Genomic DNA, 17,621 nt, shown 5'->3' with positions numbered 1-17,621 from the left:
GGCTCAGGCCGACGTGGTCACGGAGTCCGACGCGGTGGCGTCGGCACGCGGTGCCCGCGACTCGCCGTTGCCTTCCGCGCCGGAGGCATCCTCGTGCGCATCCGGGCCGGGCTTGCGGCGCCGCCGGCGACGGCGGCGAGCGGGCTTGTCGGCCGCGTCGTCGTCGGCATCGGTGGACCACTCCGGCTCGGTGCCTTCGCCGGACGTTCCCGAGGTATCGGATGCCCCCGATGCCTCGGTCGCGGTGCCGTTCCCGCCGGTCTCACCGGTGCCGCCCCCGCCGGACCGGCGCCGGCGCCGGCGGCGAGACGGCTTGTCGGCACCGTTCGCCTCCGGATCGCCTTGTGCGGCAGCGGAATCCGTGGACTCACCGTTCGATTCGGCGGTGTTCTCGGTGCCTTCGCCCTCGGTCCGCTCGATCGCCTGGCCGCGCACGGTGCGCCGGCGGTTGCGCTTGCGCGGAGCGCGCCGCTCCCGCTCCCGCTCGACGACGACCGCGTCCTCGTCTCGAACCGGCTTGCGCCGCAGCGTGCCGGTGACACCCTCGGGGATGCCGAGATCCGAGAACAGGTGCGGGGAGCGCGAATACGTCTCCACCGGTGCCGGGATACCCAGGCCGAGCGCGGAATCGATGGACTCCCAGCGCTTCAGCTCGTCCCAGTCCACCAGCGTGACCGCGACACCGGTGCGCCCGGCGCGGCCGGTGCGGCCGATGCGGTGCACGTAGGTCTTCTCGTCCTCGGGGCACTGGTAGTTGACGACGTGCGTGACGTCGTCGATATCGATGCCGCGCGCCGCGACGTCGGTCGCGACCAGCACGTCGATCTTGCCCTTGCGGAACTTGTCCAGGGCCTTCTCGCGCGCGATCTGGCCCAGATCGCCGTGCACGGCGCCGACGGCGAACCCGCGCTCGGCGAGATCGTCGGCGACCTTCTGCGCGGTGCGCTTGGTGCGGGTGAAAATCATGGTGGCGCCGCGGCTCTCGGCCTGCAGGATTCGCGCGATCAGCTCGCTCTTGTCCAGCGCGTGTGCCCGGTAGACGAACTGCGCGGTGCGTTCGTGCACCGCCGAGTCGTGCGGTTCCTCGGCCCGGATGTGCGTGGGCTTGTGCAGGAACGTGCGGGCCAGCGTGATGATCGGCCCCGGCATGGTCGCCGAGAACAGCATGGTCTGGCGGCCCCGCGGGCCCTGACCGTTCGGGCGGGTATCGGGCACCATGGTGAGGATCCGCTCGATATCGGGCAGGAAGCCCAGGTCGAGCATCTCGTCGGCCTCGTCGAGCACCAGCACCGCGACCTTGCCCAGGATCAGATGCTGCTGCTCGGCCAGATCCAGCAGTCGCCCGGGCGTGCCGACGACCACGTCGACGCCCGAGCGCAGCGCCTCGATCTGCGCCTCGTAGGGACGGCCACCGTAGATCGAGGCGACCCGCAGCGGGCCCTGGTGGTTGGTCAGATGCTTGCTTGCGTTCTCCAGGTCCTGGGTGACCTGGACGCACAGCTCCCGGGTGGGCACGATGACCAGTGCCCGCGGCGTGCCGTCCAGCGCGGTGACGCCGGAGTCGTCCGGGGAGGTGATCCGGTGCAGCAGCGGTACGCCGAATCCGAAGGTCTTGCCCATGCCGGTGCGCGCCTGGCCGATGAGATCCTCACCGGTCAGCGCCAGGGGCAGGGTCAGTTCCTGGATGGCGAAGGTGCGTTCGATTCCGATCTCGCCGAGCGCGCGCACGATTTCCGGGCGCACACCCAATTCGGCGAATGACGGGGCGGTATGTGTGGGGTCGAGTTCGGCCGTCAGTAGTGTCTCCGACACCCCCGGCTCCTGTTCGACAGTGATCTTGCTCAGGTTCGTGCCTTTCCTCGTGTGAATCGCATATCGCGCGCACGAGGCGTGGGGCGGACCCGCTCGGCCCGCGACGACCACTTATCCGGCGTTTCCACTTGCTCCGCTGCGGGACACCGGGTTGGCATCGACCTGGCGCGGCGCATAGGTGGCGCGGATCTGGTGCGCGCACATTTTCCGTAGGCTCCGGTTTCACCGGTCCCGTCGCGAACCGTACCGCGAGTGGGTGAAATTCCGTTGCCCGAACAGATTGTAGCGTGATACGTTCTCGCCTCGATTTCCGGCTCCGGCAAATGGTCGGCTCGGTATTAGCCGGGGGCTTCGCCGTACCCTCGCGAGTGGAGACGCCGAACGCTGTGCCGCAAGACAATTCGGCCGTCGCGGCGAATTTCCGGGCCGCCCGCCGCCGCACCGGACGGTGTCCGATCCCACATATGTGAGACACGCGGTTACAGGATACGTTGGTGCCCGTGAATCTGGCAGACACCGTGAGCGCCGCCGCGCGCAACGCGTGGGCACTGACGTTCGGCGACGGCATCGAATCGCCTGCCCGTACCCCGTCGGTGGTGCTGAGCGACGAGCCGCACCGGTGTCTGCGCCGCTTCGAACACGGCCCTTCCGCGAACGGTGGCCCTTCCGCGAACGGTGGCCCTTCCGCGAACGGTGGCCCTTCCGCGAACGGTGGCCCTTCCGCGAACGGTGGTTCTTCCGCGAACAGTGGCCCAGCCGAATCCGCCGACGATGCCGCGGTGCTGCTGGTCCCGCCGCTCGCGGCCCCCGCCGACTGCTTCGACCTGCGCCCCGACCAGAGCCTGGCCCGGTTCCTGCTCGATATGGGGCGGCACCCGTACGTGATCGACTACGGCGAGATCACCTTCGCCGACCGCCGGATGGGCTTCGAGGACTGGATCGACGACATCCTGCCGGTGGCGATCGGGCGGGTCTCCGCCGATCGCGGCGGGGCGCCGGTGGATCTCGTCGGCTGGTCGCTGGGCGGCGTGCTGGCGCTGCTCACCGCGGCCGCCGACGCCGCCCTGCCGATCCGGTCGATCACCGCCGTCGGCGCGCCGCTGAACTACGACCGGGTCACCGGGGTACCGCAGGTCCGGGCGCTGGCCCGGCTGACCCGCGGGATGACCGTCTCGACCATGATCCGCGCCGCGGGCGGGGTTCCCGCGCCGTTGACCCGGCTGGCCTACCGGACCGCCTCGTGGGAGCGCGAGATACGCCGCCCGCTGTTTCTCGCGGCCAACCTCACCGACAGCGCCAAGCTCGGCCGGATGGAGACGATCGATCGCTTCCAGGCTCAGCTGCCCGGCTATCCGGGGCGCTTCTACAACCAGCTGTGGAGCCGGTTCGTGCTGGCCAACGATATCGGCAAGGGTGTGGTGCGGCTCTCCGGGCGGCGGCCGGCGCTGGCCGACGTCACCGCGCCGGTGCTGCTGATCGGCGGCCCGGACGATGTGATCACCCCGGCGGCCGCCGTCGCGCACGGCGTCACCACCCTCACCGGCGCGCCGGAGGTGCGCTACGAGACCGCGCCCGGCAGCCATCTCGGCATCCTGGCCGGGGCGGACGCGCGCGACACCACCTGGACCTGGCTGGAGAAGTTTCTGCGCGATCGGTCGTGACCGGTCCCGTGGCCGCCGCGGAGCCGACTAGGGTGGTGGACATGGGAGCACACCCGTCTGCCGCGCTGGGCGATTCGACCGACTCCACTGCCATGGACGCCGATGCCCGCATTCCCGCCGACCATCCCGGTGTCGTCGATCTGTTCGCGGTGCTCGCCTACGGCGAGATCTCCGCGTTCTACCGGCTCGCCGAGGAGGCGAAGCTGGCGCCGACGCTGCGCGGCCGGGTGGCCGTGGCCCGCATGGCCGCCGCGGAGATGGAACATTTCGACACGCTGGAACGAGCGCTGGGGGAGCGCGGTGTCGGCGTCTTCGACGCGATGGCGCCGTTCGTGCGTGCGCTGGACGCCTACCACGATTCGACCGACCCCTCGACGTGGCTGGAGTCGATGGTGAAGTTCTACGTCGGCGACGGGATCGCCGCCGACTTCTACACGGTGCTGGCCGACGCGCTGGCGCCCGAGGTGGCCGGCGTGGTGCACGATGTGCTCGCCGAGACCAGCCATTCCGAATTCGTCGTCGACGAGGTGCGCCGCGCGGTCACCGAGAGCCGGTCCGAGCGCGACCGGCTCACCCTGTGGGGTCGTCGGCTGCTGGGCGAGGCGATCACCCAGGCGCAGTACGTCATGGCCCAGCGCGATGAGCTCACCGAGCTGGTCCTCATCGCCACCGGCGACCTCAACGGGGTCGCCGCGCTGTTCGAGCGGATGCAGACCTGCCACACCGAGCGCATGCGCGTGCTGGGGTTGGGCTGACTCCCGGCCGTTCCGGTGTGCTCCGCGGAGCGGCGTGCCGATACGACGGGAGCGGGCGTGCCGGGCGGCCGAAGTGCGGCGTGCCGGGGCGACGGGAATGCCGTTCGCTGACAGCGTTTAACTCTGCCCGCCTGTCCTGCACTAGCCTGAGCGGGACAGCATCAGGACTCTAGGAGGTTGACCGTGGAGGTCAAGATCGGTATTTCGGACAGCCCGCGCGAGCTCGTGATCAACAGCTCGCAGACCCCGGAAGAGGTCGAGGCGGCGGTGTCCGGTGCGCTGGAGGGTAAGGGCGGCGTGGTGGCGCTGACCGACGAGAAGGGCCGCAAATACCTGATCCAGGCCGCCAAGGTCGCCTATGTGGAGATCGGCACCTCGGCCAGCGGCCGGGTGGGCTTCGCGGCCGTGTAGTCCGGCGAGACGCGAAACGCGGCGAAGCGGAATCCGCTTCGCCGCGTTGTCGTTTGCCGGGTCTCGGTTCGTCCCAGCCTCGGTTGGTCCCTGCCTCGGTTGGTCCGGTTCGTCGCGGCCGGGTGCCGTGGTGCTACCTCAGTGGTGATGCAGCGGCACGCGCGACAGGCCGCCCCAGCACAGCGCCACCGTGGTGTCGACGGCCTCTTCCTTGTCGATCGGGCGGTCGGCCTCCAGCCAGTAGCGCGCGGTGATCTGACTGGCGCCCACCAGGCCCACCGCGAGGATGCGGGCCCGGTACGGGTCCAGGCCGGAGTCGTGCGCGACCAGGTCGTACACCGCGTCCACGCACGCCTCGGTGGCCTGCTCGACCCGGCGCTGCACCTGCGGCTCGCTGGTCAGATCGGATTCGAAAACCAGCCGGAAGCCCTGGGTTTCGTGATCGACGAAGTCGAAGTACGCCTGCACCGCGGCGCGCACGCGCTGGCGGTTGTCGGTGGTGGAGCGAAGTGCCTGGCGCACGCTCGACACCAGCGCGTCGATATAGTTCTGCAGTACCGCCAGATACAGCTCGAGCTTGCTCGTGAAGTGCTGGTACAGCACGGGTTTGGAGACGCCGGCGCACTGCGAGATCTCATCCATGCCGGACGCGTGGTAGCCGCGTAGCACGAAGACCTCGCCGGCCGCGGCCAGCAGTTGAGCGCGGCGCGCGTCGCGGGGCAGGCGGGTTCCGCGCTTGCTCGGCATGGCCTCGGACGACAGTCTGCGCGACGTCATCCGGTCCACGAGGTCTGTCATTTCGGCTCTCCCAATCGATTCCCGGCGGAATAAGGATGTGCACGGGTATCCCACGAACGATACTCGCACATGGTGCGTCTCGCGTCGCCGACGCTGTTTTTGCGCCGACGCTCGGTGCACCCTACGCGAAGCGGGCCGCGTTCATGACTCGGTTCGGTCCACCTCGCTGCTCACGGTAATCCGCACCTATTGGCAATCTGCCAGTAACCGGTGGCCCAGGGCAATCTCACACAGCCGTGAGAAATATCGCAACCCCTCACCCGGTCCGGGCGAGGTCGGGCGATGCGGTCGGGCCGGTTGTGAGACTCTGGTGGCGTGACCGACGAACGGGGCAGATCGAACGGCGGGCAGGATTCCCGCCGCCTCGCGGAGTCCTTCGCGGCGCGCACCGGCGGCCTCGCCGCCCGGCAGGGATCCGGGCGCGGCTCGGAGGTCTACGACCCGCTCGGCCTCTACCCGGACGCACCCCGCTCGAACGGATCGCGCGGCACCGACTACCCGCCCGGTGGCACCGACTACCCGCCCGGTGGCACCGATTATCCGCCCGGTGGCACCGACTACCCGCCCAGTGGCGTCGATCACTCGCGCCAGCCGCTGTACGCCCGCTGGGATCCGGTCGCCGAGGGGGCCGGCGCGCGCCGCGAGAGCAAGCGGGGTGCGATCCGCCGGTTCGCGTCGACCTACGGCTGGCGAGCCTATGCGCTGCCGGTGCTCGCGGTGATCACGGTGCTGGTGGTGGTGGACGCGGTAAAGGGGGGTGGCGATCCGGACGGGATCGCCGCGCCCGGGCCGGGCCGGCTCAGCCAGCACGACGACAGGGCCGGCATCATCGGCGCACCGCCGCGAGGCGACGGCAGCTTCTCCGCCGACCTGGCCGGCGGCGCCTTGCCCGCCGGCGGCGCGTTCGCCGAAACCGGCACGGGCGCCTGGCATCCGGTACCCGGCACCTCGGCGCAGGTGGGCGCCGCGCAGGGGCATCTGTTCACCTACACGGTCGAGGTCGAGGACGGCGTGGACACCACCGCACTGGGCGGCGAGGACGCGGTGGCGCGGATGGTCGAGGCGACGCTGTCCAATCCCAAGAGCTGGATTCACGATCCGACGTTCGGGTTCCGCCGCATCGATGCCGGCGAACCGGATTTCCGGGTCTCGCTCACCTCGCGGCAGACCACGAAGACCATGTGCGGCTTCGAGATTCCCATCGACTCCTCCTGCTACAACTCCGATGCCGGCCGGGTGGTGCTGTCGGACGTGCGGTGGGTGCGCGGGGCGCCGGCGTTCGAGGGCGATATCGGGTCGTACCGGCAGTATCAGATCAACCACGAGGTCGGGCACGCCATCGGCTACCACGATCATCAGCCGTGCGAGTCCGACGGCGGGCTGGCGCCGGTGATGATGCAGCAGACCTTCGGCACGCGAAACAGCGATATCGCCGCGCTGGATCCGGAGGGCGTGGTGCCGATGGACGGCCGGAAATGCCGGTTCAACCCCTGGCCGTACCCTCGCGGCTGACCGGCCGGCCGGTGCGGCACGATGGTGGGAACAGCGGTCCGATTCGCGGTGTTGCACGGGTGTGATCGGCGAGAATCTCAACAATAATAATGACGAGGAGTCAGTCTCAGATGGAGCGCGGCGACGTGTCAGCACCACAATCCCTGCCACCACTGGTCGAGCCGGCCGCGGAGCTGACCAATGACGAGGTCGCCCGCTACAGCCGGCACCTGATCATTCCGGATCTCGGTGTGGACGGGCAGAAACGGCTGAAGAACGCCCGGGTGCTCGTGATCGGTGCGGGTGGTCTGGGCTCTCCCGCGCTGTTGTATCTGGCCGCGGCCGGGGTGGGCACGCTGGGCATCGTGGAGTTCGACGAGGTGGATGCGTCGAATTTGCAGCGGCAGATCATCCACGGCGAATCCGATATCGGGCGCAGCAAGGCCGACAGCGCGCGGGATTCGATTCTGGAGATCAATTCCGGAATCGACGTGCGGCTGCACAAGATTCGGCTGGAGCCGGAGAACGCGGTCGAGTTGTTCGCCGACTACGACCTGATCGTGGACGGCACCGACAACTTCGCGACGCGGTATCTCGTCAACGATGCGGCGGTGCTGGCCGGTAAGCCCTACGTGTGGGGCTCGATCTACCGGTTCGAGGGCCAGGTGTCGGTGTTCTGGGAAGACGCGCCCGACGGGCCGGGCGGCGAGAAGCGCGGCATCAACTACCGGGACCTGTACCCGGAGGCGCCGCCGCCGGGCATGGTGCCCTCCTGCGCCGAGGGCGGCGTGCTGGGCGTGCTGTGCGCGTCGATCGGCTCGGTCATGGTCACCGAGGCGATCAAGCTGATCACCGGGATCGGCGAGTCGCTGCTGGGCCGGCTGATGGTGTACGACGCACTGGATATGAACTACCGCACCATCAAGCTGCGGCGCGATCCGGAGCGGCAGCCGATCACCGAGCTGATCGACTACGAGGCGTTCTGCGGTGTGGTCTCGGAGGAGGGGCAGTCCGCCGCCCTGGGCTCCACCGTGACGGCGCGCGAGCTCAAGGAGATGCTCGACGCCGGTAAGGACGTCGCGATCGTGGACGTGCGCGAGCCGGTGGAATGGGACATCGTCCGCATCGAGGGCGCGACGCTGATCCCGAAGGACCGCATCCTGTCCGGCGAGGCGCTGGCCGAGCTGCCGCAGAATCGGCCGATCGTGTTGCACTGCAAGAGCGGGGTGCGTTCGGCCGAGGCGCTGGCGGCGCTGAAGCGGGCGGGCTTCTCCGACGCGGTGCACCTGCAGGGCGGCATCCTCGCCTGGGCCAATCAGGTCGATCCCAGCCTGCCGGTGTACTGATCGGGCCCTCCCCGGTCCTGATCCGGGCCGCCGGTTCGATCTTGGGCGTGGCAGAACCGGCCGGTCCGGAACGACTTTTTCGCGTATATTTTTGCCTGCGTACCAACAGGATTCGTCAGGACGTGGCTAACTCGCCGGGTGCGACCGGGAGGTAACCGGACAATTGCGCGGTCCCGTGACACCGTCACGCGGTGCCCGTTCGCAATACCGGATACCTGGTAGGGCGGGTCGACAACGCGGAGAGGTGGGTTAGCTCGATGCTGATCGCTACCTCGGCGCGGCGTCCGGGGTGGACAACGGTCCGGGAGTACGGTACGGCCGTGACTGCTGTGGAACCCCCCGAACATGTGCGAGCCACATTCGGGCTTCGCGAGGTGACGCCGGTCGCGCTGGGCGATTGGGACGGCGGATGGCGGTGCGGGGACGTGGTGTTGTCCCCGGTGGCCGATCATCCGCGGGCGGCCTGGTCGGCCAATGTGCGCGAGACCCTGCGGGTGGACGGGGTGCGGCTGGCCCGTCCGGTGCGCGGCACCGACGGCCGGTACGTCGTATCCGGTTGGCGCGCCGACACATTCCTGGAGGGCACGCCCGAGGCGCGGCACGACGAGGTGGTGTCGGTGTCGCTGCGGCTGCACAAGGCCACCGCCGAGCTGGAGCGCCCGCGGTTCCTGATCCATCAGCCGATCACGCCGTGGGTGGATGTCGACGTCTTCGTCGCCGCCGACCGGGCCGCCTGGGAGCCGGTGCCGCTGCGCAGCCTCAAGGTGGGCGGCATGCTGCCGGCCACCTCGCCCGACGGGCGGCGCAGCCTCGAGACGCTGACGCAGCTGGCGACCCTGCGCAAGCCGGTGCAGACCCCGTCCCAGCTGGTGCACGGCGACCTGTTCGGCACGGTGCTGTTCGCCGGGACCGCCATGCCGGGGCTGACGGACATCACGCCGTACTGGCGGCCGCCGTCCTGGGCCGCCGCGGTGATCGTGGTGGACGCGCTGTCCTGGGGCGGCGCCGACGACGGGCTGCTACAGCGCTGGTCGGATCTGCCGGAGTGGCCGCAGATGATGTTGCGCGCGGTGATGTTCCGACTAGCGGTGCATGCCCTGCATCCCCGTTCGACGCCGGAGGCGTTCCCCGGACTGGCCCGTACGGCCGATATGACCCGCCTGCTGCTGTGAGCGCCGGTGGCGCGGCCGCCGTCGGCAGGGGGGACAACGGCGACCGCGCCCGGAGATCCGGTGTGGTCAGCACCGGATCGGTCACTGGCACAGAGGGTTACGTGTGCACTCATTTATCGGCGTTGCGCCGCATCGTGTTACACGTTCGCGTAGGCCAGTGACGGGGCCCGGCGCACCGCGAACGACGAGCGCAGGTAGCACCACCAGGTCACCGTGGCCATGACCAGGAAGGCCACCGCGTAGGACCAGAAGGCCGGCGCCATGCTGCCGAAGTGGGTGTTGGATTCGCGCAGCGCCTGTTGCAGCAGCCAGCCGCCGGCCGCGCCGACGGCGCCCACCACGCCGATCGCGGCACCGGCCTGGCGCTTGGCCGAGGCCACCGCGCCGTCCGGATCCTCGCCGTTCGCCTCCGCACGGCGGCGTGCCTCGGCCCCGAAGATCGTCGGGATCATCCGGTAGGTCGAACCGTTGCCGATTCCGGTCAGCACGAACAGCAGCAGGAACGACAGCAGATAGAGCGGAAAACTCTTCAGCGACAACGAGATCATGATGAGCGCGGTGGCGACCGCCATGCTGCCGAACACGTAGTAGGTGATCCGCGCGCCGCCCAGCTTGTCGCCCACCCAGCCGCCGAAGGGCCGGCTGAACGAGCCGACGAAGGCGCCGAGGAAGGCCAGGTTGCCGAGCGTGCTCATCCAGCCGATCTTCGCCAGATCCGGGAAGTTGGCCTTCAGCAGCGTCGGGAACGCGAACGAGAAGCCGATGAACGAACCGAAGGTGCCGATGTAGAGGAACGCCATGATCCAGGTGTGCCGGTTGGACAACGCCACCCGGTAGGACCGGCCGTCGGATTTCGCGGAGCGGATGCTGTCCATGTAGCGCAGCGCGCCGAACATCGCGAACAGCACGAACGGCACCCAGACCAGCACGGCCAGCGTGATGCCGAACCGGTAGCCGCCCGGATCCTTCGCCATGAGATGGGTGCCGAGGGTGATGATCAGCGGCACGATCAGCTGGGTCTGCGCCACGCCCATGTTGCCGCCGGCGGCGTTGATGCCCAGCGCGCTGCCCTTCTTGCCCTCGGGGAAGAAGAAGTTGATGTTCGCCATCGACGAGGAGAAGTTGCCGCCGCCGACGCCGGCGAGGGCGGCGAGGAGCAGGAACACCCACATGGGCGTCTCGGGCTGGTTGACGAAGTAGGCCAGTCCCAGGGTGGGCGCCAGCAGCATGCCCGCGCTGAAGACGGTGAAGGCGCGGCCGCCGAACTTCGGGATCGCGAAGGTGTACGGCACCCGCAGCACCGCCCCGACCAGGGTCGGCGTCGAGGTCAGCAGCAGCGAATTGCTGACTGCGGTGGGGTTTCCGCTGCCGAGGCCGGCGAGGAACTCGAAGCCCGCCGAGCCCATGGTGGTGACGACGCTGGCCCAGATCACCCAGATGCTGAAGCCGAGATTCTCGGCGAACACCGAGAAGATCAGGTTCTTGCGCGCGGTCTGCTTTCCGCCGTTCTCCCAGAAGGTTTCGTCGTCCGGGTGCCAGTGGTCCAGCCAGCGGCCGCGGCGTTGATATCGGAATGCGGGCCGGTCCGAGCCGGTCCGGACGGCGTCGGTCGTGGTGGTCATCGGCGTTTCCTCTCACGAAGGGTGACGACCGACCACGGTACGAATGTGTGATTACGCACACGTCGCCGCAGATGACGGCCCGGGCAATTCCGGCTCACCCGGGCGCCGACACGGCGGTGACGACTCGTTTACTTGTCCGGATACTCCGCGATCAGGGAGCCGAGGAAGCAGTTCGCGGCCTGGGCGGCGCGTTCCGGGTCGCCGTCGATCACCGCGTGTACCAGTTCGGCATGTTCGGCGTGGTAGGTGTCGCCGGATTTGGCCGTCCTGGAACGGATTACCTCCTCGATCACCGGGAGCAGCGAATCGTAGAACTCCAGATATACCGCATTGTGGCTGGCGACCACGATCGCGCGGTGCAATGCCACGTCGGCGTCGATGGCGCCCGCGTCGTCTTCGTCCCAGGCCTGCCGGCGTGCCTCGAGCAACCGCAGCAGGGCGGCGATATCGCTGTCGTCGCGGCGCTGCGCGGCCAGCCTGGCGGCCTGGGTGTCGAGTGCCTGGCGCAGCTCGAGGATGTCGCGCTCGACGGCGTCGGCGAAGTACTTGGTGAGCGTGCCGCCCAGGTCGGAAGTGGCGATGACGTACGTGCCCGAGCCCTGGCGGCGTTCCAGCATGCCGGCGTGGACGAGGGCCTGCACCGCCTCGCGGACGGTGTTGCGGCCGGTGCCGGTGAGTTCGGTCAGCTCCGGCTCGGTGGGGATGCGGGAGCCGACAGGCCAACGGCCGGAACGGATTTCGGCACGCAGCTGCTCGGTGACCTGAGCGATGAGACTGGTGCGACGGACGGGTTGCACGCAGCCAGGGTACCCCTGATCACATTCCTTGCCTCCTATCAGCCGATCATCCTATGATTTTTAACGTGACGGTAACAGCTGAGCAGCCCACCACCGCCGAGGTTCGCCGGCGCCGCGCGTTGTTCGAGGGGCGGCTGCTCGTCTTCGCCGCCATTCTCATGTCGGCGGTCACGCTGCGACTCGCGGTCACCGCGTTCACCCCGCTGGCCGAGCGGATCGGCGCCGACATCGGGTATTCGACCGCCGTCGTCGGCGTCTTCGGGATGATTCCCACCGCCATGTTCGCCTTCGCCGGCGTGCTGACGCCGATCTTCGTGCGCCGGCTGGGCCTGGAGCGCACCGCGCTGGCGGCGATGCTGATGGCCGGCGTCGGTCAGCTCGCGCGGGCCGTGGTGCCGGGCACCTGGGAGCTGCTGGCGCTCTCGGCGCTGGCGCTGGCCGGCATGGGTATCGGCAACGTGGTGGTCCCGCCGCTGGTCAAGCGCTATTTCCCGGACCGCCTGGCGGTGCTGAGCTCGCTGTACATCACGATGGTGCAGCTGGGCACGGTGGTGCCGGCGCTGATCGCGGTGCCGGTGGCCGACGCCGCGGGCTGGCGGGTGTCGCTGGGGTTGTGGTCGCTGCTCGGATTCGCGGCCGCGCTGCCGTGGCTGGGCGTGCTGCGCGATCGGCGCGGGCACGACCGGGCCGATCGGACCGCCCTGCCGGAACAGCGCCCGGCCGACGGCAAGGTATGGCGGTCGCCGGTGGCCTGGGGGATGGCGGGGATGTTCGGCATGACCTCGCTGACCACCTATGCCATGTTCACCTGGCTGCCGAAGATCTTCACCGACGCCGGCGCGTCCGCGGCGTTCGGCGGCACCATGGTCGCGGTCTTCTCGCTGATCGGTCTGGTCGCCGCGCTCACCGCGCCCAGCGTCACGGCGCGGGTGCGCAATCCCTTTCCGATCGTGATCGTGTGTGCCGTCTGCTTTTTCGTCGCCTTCGCCGGACTGCTGACGGCGCCGATGAGCGCGCCCTGGCTGTGGGTGGTGCTGCTGGGCCTGGGGCCGAGCACGTTCCCGATGGGCCTGACGCTGATCAACCTGCGCACCCGCACGCAGGCCGGGTCGGCGTCGCTGTCCGGGTTCACGCAGGGCGTCGGCTACACGGTGGCGTGCGTGGGTCCGCTGCTGTTCGGGGTGCTGCACGACGCGACAGGTGGCTGGGGTGCGCCGTTCGCGCTGCTGGTGGTCGCGGTGCTGGTGCTGCTGGCCGGCGCCTGGCAGGCGTGCCGGCCGCGGATGCTGGAGGACACCTGGTGATTCCGGCGAATTTCACCGCAGGACTTGCCGATCGGTGAGGTGTGGTCCAAGATGTTGGCCATCGGCAAGTGATTGTGTGCTACACCACGCTCTGTCGATGATCTCACCGGCCGATCATGGCCGGGTGGGTGGTTCGTGACGCACGGAAACCGTTGCGTCACACGGACGAAACAATCGCCCGGTTCTCACAATCGGCCTCGGTCGACGTGAGCAACCGTTGATTTGTAGGTCATTTCGCGCAGCATCGGCGCAATACCCGTTTCCTACCTTGGGGCCATCCCGATTTCAGGAGGCCCTGTTGAGTATGCCGACGCTGAGTACGCTGACGCGCAGTCACGACATCGAGCACTGGGATGCCGAGGACGTCGAGGCATGGGAGGCCGGCGGTAAGGACGTCGCGCGCCGCAACCTGATCTGGTCGGTGTTCGCCGAGCACATCGGATTCTCGGTGTGGTCCATCTGGTCGGTGATGGTGCTGTTCATGCCCACCGACGTGTTCCACATCGACACTGCGGGCAAGTTCTTCCTCGGTGCGGTGCCGACGCTGGTCGGCGGCGTGCTGCGGATCCCCTACACGGTGGCCACCGCCAAGTTCGGCGGGCGCAACTGGACCATCTTCTCGGCGCTCGCGCTGCTGGTGCCGACCCTGCTGACGCTGTACTTCATCAATCAGCCGGGCACCTCGTACACCACCTTCCTGATCATCGCGGCGCTGGCGGGCCTGGGCGGCGGCAACTTCGCCTCCTCGATGGCCAATATCAACGTCTTCTATCCGCAGCGGCTCAAGGGCTGGGCGCTCGGGCTCAACGCCGGCGGCGGCAACGTCGGCGTGCCGGTGATCCAGCTGGTCGGCCTCGCGGTCATCGCCGCGGTCGGCAGCGCCTACGGGCACGCCTCGGTGGTCTGCCTCGTCTACCTGGCGCTGATCGTGATCGCGGCCGCGGGCGCGGCGCTGTACATGGACAACGTGCGCAACCAGAAGGCCGACTACGGCTACATGGTCACGGCGCTGAAGGTGCCGCAGTCCTGGGTGATCGCGTTCCTCTACATCGGCACGTTCGGGTCGTTCATCGGCTACAGCTTCGCCTTCGGGCAGGTACTGCAGATCGGTTTCGTCGCGGGCGGTGACAAGGCCGCCGACGCCGCGCTGCACGCCGCGCAGATCGCCTTCATCGGTCCGCTGCTCGGCTCGCTGGCGCGGCCCTACGGCGGCAAGTGGGCCGACCGGTTCGGCGGCAGCCGGGTGACGCTGTTCAGCTTCGGTGTCATGACGGTGGCCGCCCTGGTGGTGGCCGGCGCGAGCGCGGTGGCCGACGGCAACGGGCACGTGCCCAGCGGTGGCGTCATGGTGGCGCTGGTGCTCGGCTTCATCGCGCTGTTCGTGGTGTCGGGTGTCGGCAACGGCTCGGTCACCAAGATCATCCCGTCCGTGTTCGAGGCGAAATCCCGTGGCCTGGAGATGGATTCGGCCGGCCGGGCGGCCTGGGCGCAGAACACCTCGGGTGCGCTGATCGGTTTCGTCGGCGCGATCGGCGCGCTCGGCGGCGTCGGCATCAACCTGGTGCTGCGCTCGTCCTACGCCTCCACCAAGTCCGCGACCACCGCGTTCTGGGTGTTCATGGTCTTCTATCTGGTCTGCGCGGCGGTGTGCTGGGCGGTGTTCCTGCGCCGGCCGAGCGCCGGGCACGCGTCCGGCAGCGACGTGGTGACCGAGGCCGAGTCGTTCGTGCTCGACGCCGAGAGCGACTCGGGACACGGAGACTCCCTGTCCGGCAGCGGATTCCAGTCCACCAACCGTCGGCCCAGAGCCTGACCAGAACCACCCGGAGGACAGTCATGAACCCCACTGTGGAACCCACTCCGCGCAAGACCGTGGTGGTCGTCGGGCACGGCATGGTCGGCCACCGGTTCGTCGAGGCACTGCGTTCGCGCGACACCGAGGGCCGGTGGCAGGTCGTCGTTCTCGGTGAGGAGCCGCGGGCGGCCTACGACCGCGTCGGGTTGTCGTCGTACGTCGGCAACTGGAACGCCGGCGAACTGGCGTTGCCCGGCAACGAGTACGCCGGTGACTCGCTGGTGGATCTGCGGCTGGGCGCGTGCGCCGAGACGATCGACCGCGACGCGCGCAAGGTCACCACCGCCACCGGCGACGTGATCGGTTACGACGCACTGGTTCTCGCGACCGGCTCGTACGCCTTCGTTCCGCCGGTGCCGGGGCACGACCGGCCGGAGTGCTTCGTCTACCGCACCATCGAGGATCTCGACGGCATCCGGGCCGCGGCCGAGTCGGCGGGTCCGGGCGCGACCGGCGTGGTGGTCGGCGGTGGCCTGCTCGGCCTGGAGGCGGCGAACGCGCTGCGGCTGTTGGGGATCACGCCGCATGTGGTCGAGTTCGCGCCGCGGCTGATGTCGGCGCAGATCGACGAGGGCGGCGGCGCGATCCTGGAGCGCCTGGTCACCGATCTGGGCTTGCAGGTGCACACCGGTGTCGGCACCTCGTCCATCGAGCGGGCCGAAGACGGTGCGGGACTGCGGGTCACGCTGTCGGACGAGTCGGTCATCGACGCGTCGATGGTGGTGTTCTCGGCCGGTATCCGGCCGCGCGACCAGATCGCCCGTGACGCCGGGCTGGAGGTCGGCCCGCGCGGCGGCGTCATCACCGACCTGGGCCTGCGGAGCTCCGATCCGCACATCTACGCCGTCGGCGAGGTGGCCGCGGTGGAGGGCACCTGTTACGGGCTGGTGGCCCCGGGCTACACCACCGCCGAGATCGTGGCGGACCGATTGCTCGGCGGCGCGGGGGAATTCCCGGGCGCGGACATGTCCACCAAGCTGAAGCTGCTCGGCGTGGACGTGGCCAGCTTCGGTGACGCGCACGGCGCCACGGAGGGCGCGCTGTCGGTGGTGCTGCACGACGCGGCCAAGGGCACCTACGCGAAACTGGTCATCTCCGACGACGCCAAGATCCTGCTGGGTGGCATCCTGGTCGGCGACGCCTCGCAGTACGCGGCGCTGCGCCCGCTGGTCGGCAGCGAATTACCGGCCGAGCCGGCGGCACTGATCTCGCCCGCCGGTGCGGAACTGGGCGCCGACGCGTTACCCGACGACGCGCAGATCTGCTCGTGCAACAACGTGTCCAAGGGCACGATCTGCGGCGCCATCGCGGACGGCGCCTGCGACGTTCCGGGCATCAAGAGCTGCACCGCGGCCGGAACCTCCTGCGGCGGTTGCGTTCCCATGCTCAAGAAGCTGCTGGAGCAGTCGGGCGTGGAGATGTCCAAGGCGCTGTGCGAGCATTTCGAGCAGTCACGCGCGGAGCTGTTCGAGGTCGTCCAGGCCACCGGCATCCGCACGTTCTCGGAACTGATCACCAAGCACGGCCGGGGCGCCGGCTGCGATATCTGCAAGCCGGCGGTCGCCTCCATCCTGGCCTCCACCTCCAGCGACCACATCCTGGACGGGGAGCAGGCCGCGCTGCAGGACACCAACGACCACTTCCTGGCCAATATGCAGAAGAACGGCACCTATTCGGTGGTGCCGCGGATGCCCGGCGGCGAATGCACGCCCGAGCAGCTCATCGAGATCGGGCAGATTGCCAAGGATTTCGGGCTGTACGTGAAGGTGACCGGCGGTCAGCGGATCGACCTGTTCGGTGCGCGGGTGGAGCAGCTGCCGCAGATCTGGCAGCGGCTCGTCGATGTCGGCATGGAGTCCGGTCACGCCTACGGTAAGGCGCTGCGGACCGTGAAGAGCTGCGTCGGTTCCACCTGGTGCCGGTACGGGCAGCAGGATTCGGTCGGCATGGCGGTGCGGCTGGAGAAGCGGTATCGCGGGCTGCGGTCGCCGCACAAGCTGAAGCTGGCGGTGTCCGGATGCGCCCGGGAATGCGCCGAGGCGCGCGGCAAGGACGTCGGCGTCATCGCCACCGAGAACGGCTGGAACCTGTACGTCGGCGGCAACGGCGGCCTCACCCCCAAGCACGCGGTGCTGCTGGCCGGTGACCTCGACGACGAGACGCTGATCAAGTACGTCGACCGGTACCTGATGTTCTACATCCGCACCGCCGACCGGCTGCAGCGCACCGCGCCGTGGCAGGAGGCGCTGGAGGGTGGCATCGATCACGTCCGGGAGGTCGTCTGCGAGGACTCGCTGGGCATCGCCGGCGACCTGGAGGCGGCCATGGCCAGGCACGTCGCCGGGTACAAGGACGAGTGGTCGGCGGTGCTGGAGGACCCGGAGAAGCTGTCGCGGTTCGTCTCCTTCGTCAACGCGCCTGATCAGGCGGATCCGACCATCGGATTCGATGACAGCGGGGAGCGAAAGGTCCCGGTTCTGCTGGGTATGCCGGACATACCGGCCGGCGCGGCCACCGACGCCGCCACGGATGGGAAATAAGCGCGTAATCACGTGGAAACAGGATGCCGGTACCAATGGGTAGGGCGTTCGGAGGAG

General features: G+C 69.1%; 13 protein-coding genes. 9 read left to right on the top strand and 4 right to left on the bottom strand.

Annotation, left to right across the window (positions count from 1 at the left end):
* Window positions 1-3: 3 nt before the first annotated feature.
* Window positions 4-1,812 (bottom strand): DEAD/DEAH box helicase, encoded by a 1,809-nt coding sequence (locus D892_RS40240; RefSeq protein WP_024799791.1) that lies wholly within the window; start codon window positions 1,810-1,812, stop codon window positions 4-6.
* A 500-nt stretch (window positions 1,813-2,312) separates the two neighbouring features.
* Here D892_RS40240 and D892_RS0102795 point away from each other — a divergent pair, with 500 nt between their 5' ends.
* The 3 genes from D892_RS0102795 to D892_RS0102785 all read left to right on the top strand — a co-directional run bounded on the left by D892_RS0102795 (window position 2,313) and on the right by D892_RS0102785 (window position 4,639).
* Window positions 2,313-3,473, top strand: coding sequence for an alpha/beta fold hydrolase (locus tag D892_RS0102795; protein WP_024799790.1), 1,161 nt, complete (start codon window positions 2,313-2,315; stop codon window positions 3,471-3,473).
* Window positions 3,474-3,514: 41 nt separating this feature from the next.
* The gene (locus tag D892_RS0102790; protein ID WP_024799789.1) at window positions 3,515-4,228 is read left to right on the top strand and encodes a ferritin-like fold-containing protein; all 714 of its coding nucleotides are present in this window, start codon (window positions 3,515-3,517) and stop codon (window positions 4,226-4,228) included.
* A gap of 183 nt (window positions 4,229-4,411) precedes the next feature.
* Window positions 4,412-4,639, top strand: a complete 228-nt coding sequence (locus D892_RS0102785) for a DUF3107 domain-containing protein (protein WP_024799788.1) — start codon at window positions 4,412-4,414, stop codon at window positions 4,637-4,639.
* 138 nt (window positions 4,640-4,777) lie between these two features.
* Here D892_RS0102785 and D892_RS0102780 read toward each other — a convergent pair whose 3' ends face one another.
* Complete coding sequence (locus D892_RS0102780; RefSeq protein ID WP_024799787.1) at window positions 4,778-5,437, bottom strand: TetR/AcrR family transcriptional regulator; 660 nt, start codon at window positions 5,435-5,437, stop codon at window positions 4,778-4,780.
* Window positions 5,438-6,031: 594 nt separating this feature from the next.
* Here D892_RS0102780 and D892_RS40235 point away from each other — a divergent pair.
* From D892_RS40235 to D892_RS0102765, 3 genes are all read left to right on the top strand, one after another.
* Window positions 6,032-6,949: a DUF3152 domain-containing protein gene (locus tag D892_RS40235; protein WP_051499440.1), complete on the top strand. Its 918-nt coding sequence runs from the start codon at window positions 6,032-6,034 to the stop codon at window positions 6,947-6,949.
* 125 nt (window positions 6,950-7,074) lie between these two features.
* Window positions 7,075-8,274 (top strand): adenylyltransferase/sulfurtransferase MoeZ, encoded by a 1,200-nt coding sequence (gene moeZ / locus D892_RS0102770; RefSeq protein ID WP_024799785.1) that lies wholly within the window; start codon window positions 7,075-7,077, stop codon window positions 8,272-8,274.
* A gap of 320 nt (window positions 8,275-8,594) precedes the next feature.
* Entirely contained in the window at window positions 8,595-9,446 is an 852-nt protein-coding gene (locus tag D892_RS0102765; protein WP_024799784.1) for a TIGR02569 family protein, read from the top strand.
* Between the two features lie 137 nt (window positions 9,447-9,583).
* On the opposite strand, the gene D892_RS0102760 is transcribed toward D892_RS0102765, so the two are convergent.
* Entirely contained in the window at window positions 9,584-11,068 is a 1,485-nt protein-coding gene (locus D892_RS0102760; protein WP_024799783.1) for an MFS transporter, read from the bottom strand.
* Between the two features lie 128 nt (window positions 11,069-11,196).
* Window positions 11,197-11,865, bottom strand: coding sequence for a FadR/GntR family transcriptional regulator (locus tag D892_RS0102755; protein ID WP_024799782.1), 669 nt, complete (start codon window positions 11,863-11,865; stop codon window positions 11,197-11,199).
* Between the two features lie 53 nt (window positions 11,866-11,918).
* On the opposite strand from D892_RS0102755, the gene D892_RS0102750 reads away from it, so the two are divergent.
* From D892_RS0102750 to nirB, 3 genes are all read left to right on the top strand, one after another.
* Window positions 11,919-13,169, top strand: coding sequence for an MFS transporter (locus D892_RS0102750; RefSeq protein ID WP_051498970.1), 1,251 nt, complete (start codon window positions 11,919-11,921; stop codon window positions 13,167-13,169).
* A gap of 304 nt (window positions 13,170-13,473) precedes the next feature.
* Window positions 13,474-14,982, top strand: coding sequence for a NarK/NasA family nitrate transporter (locus D892_RS0102745; RefSeq protein WP_051498969.1), 1,509 nt, complete (start codon window positions 13,474-13,476; stop codon window positions 14,980-14,982).
* A 23-nt stretch (window positions 14,983-15,005) separates the two neighbouring features.
* Window positions 15,006-17,564, top strand: a complete 2,559-nt coding sequence (gene nirB / locus D892_RS0102740) for a nitrite reductase large subunit NirB (protein ID WP_024799779.1) — start codon at window positions 15,006-15,008, stop codon at window positions 17,562-17,564.
* The last annotated feature ends 57 nt before the right edge of the window (window positions 17,565-17,621 follow it).

It is taken from the genome of Nocardia sp. BMG51109 (assembly GCF_000526215.1).
Lineage (GTDB): Bacteria > Actinomycetota > Actinomycetes > Mycobacteriales > Mycobacteriaceae > Nocardia.
Note: the sequence above shows the minus strand (reverse complement) of the source record. Positions and strands in the feature narration are given on the sequence as shown.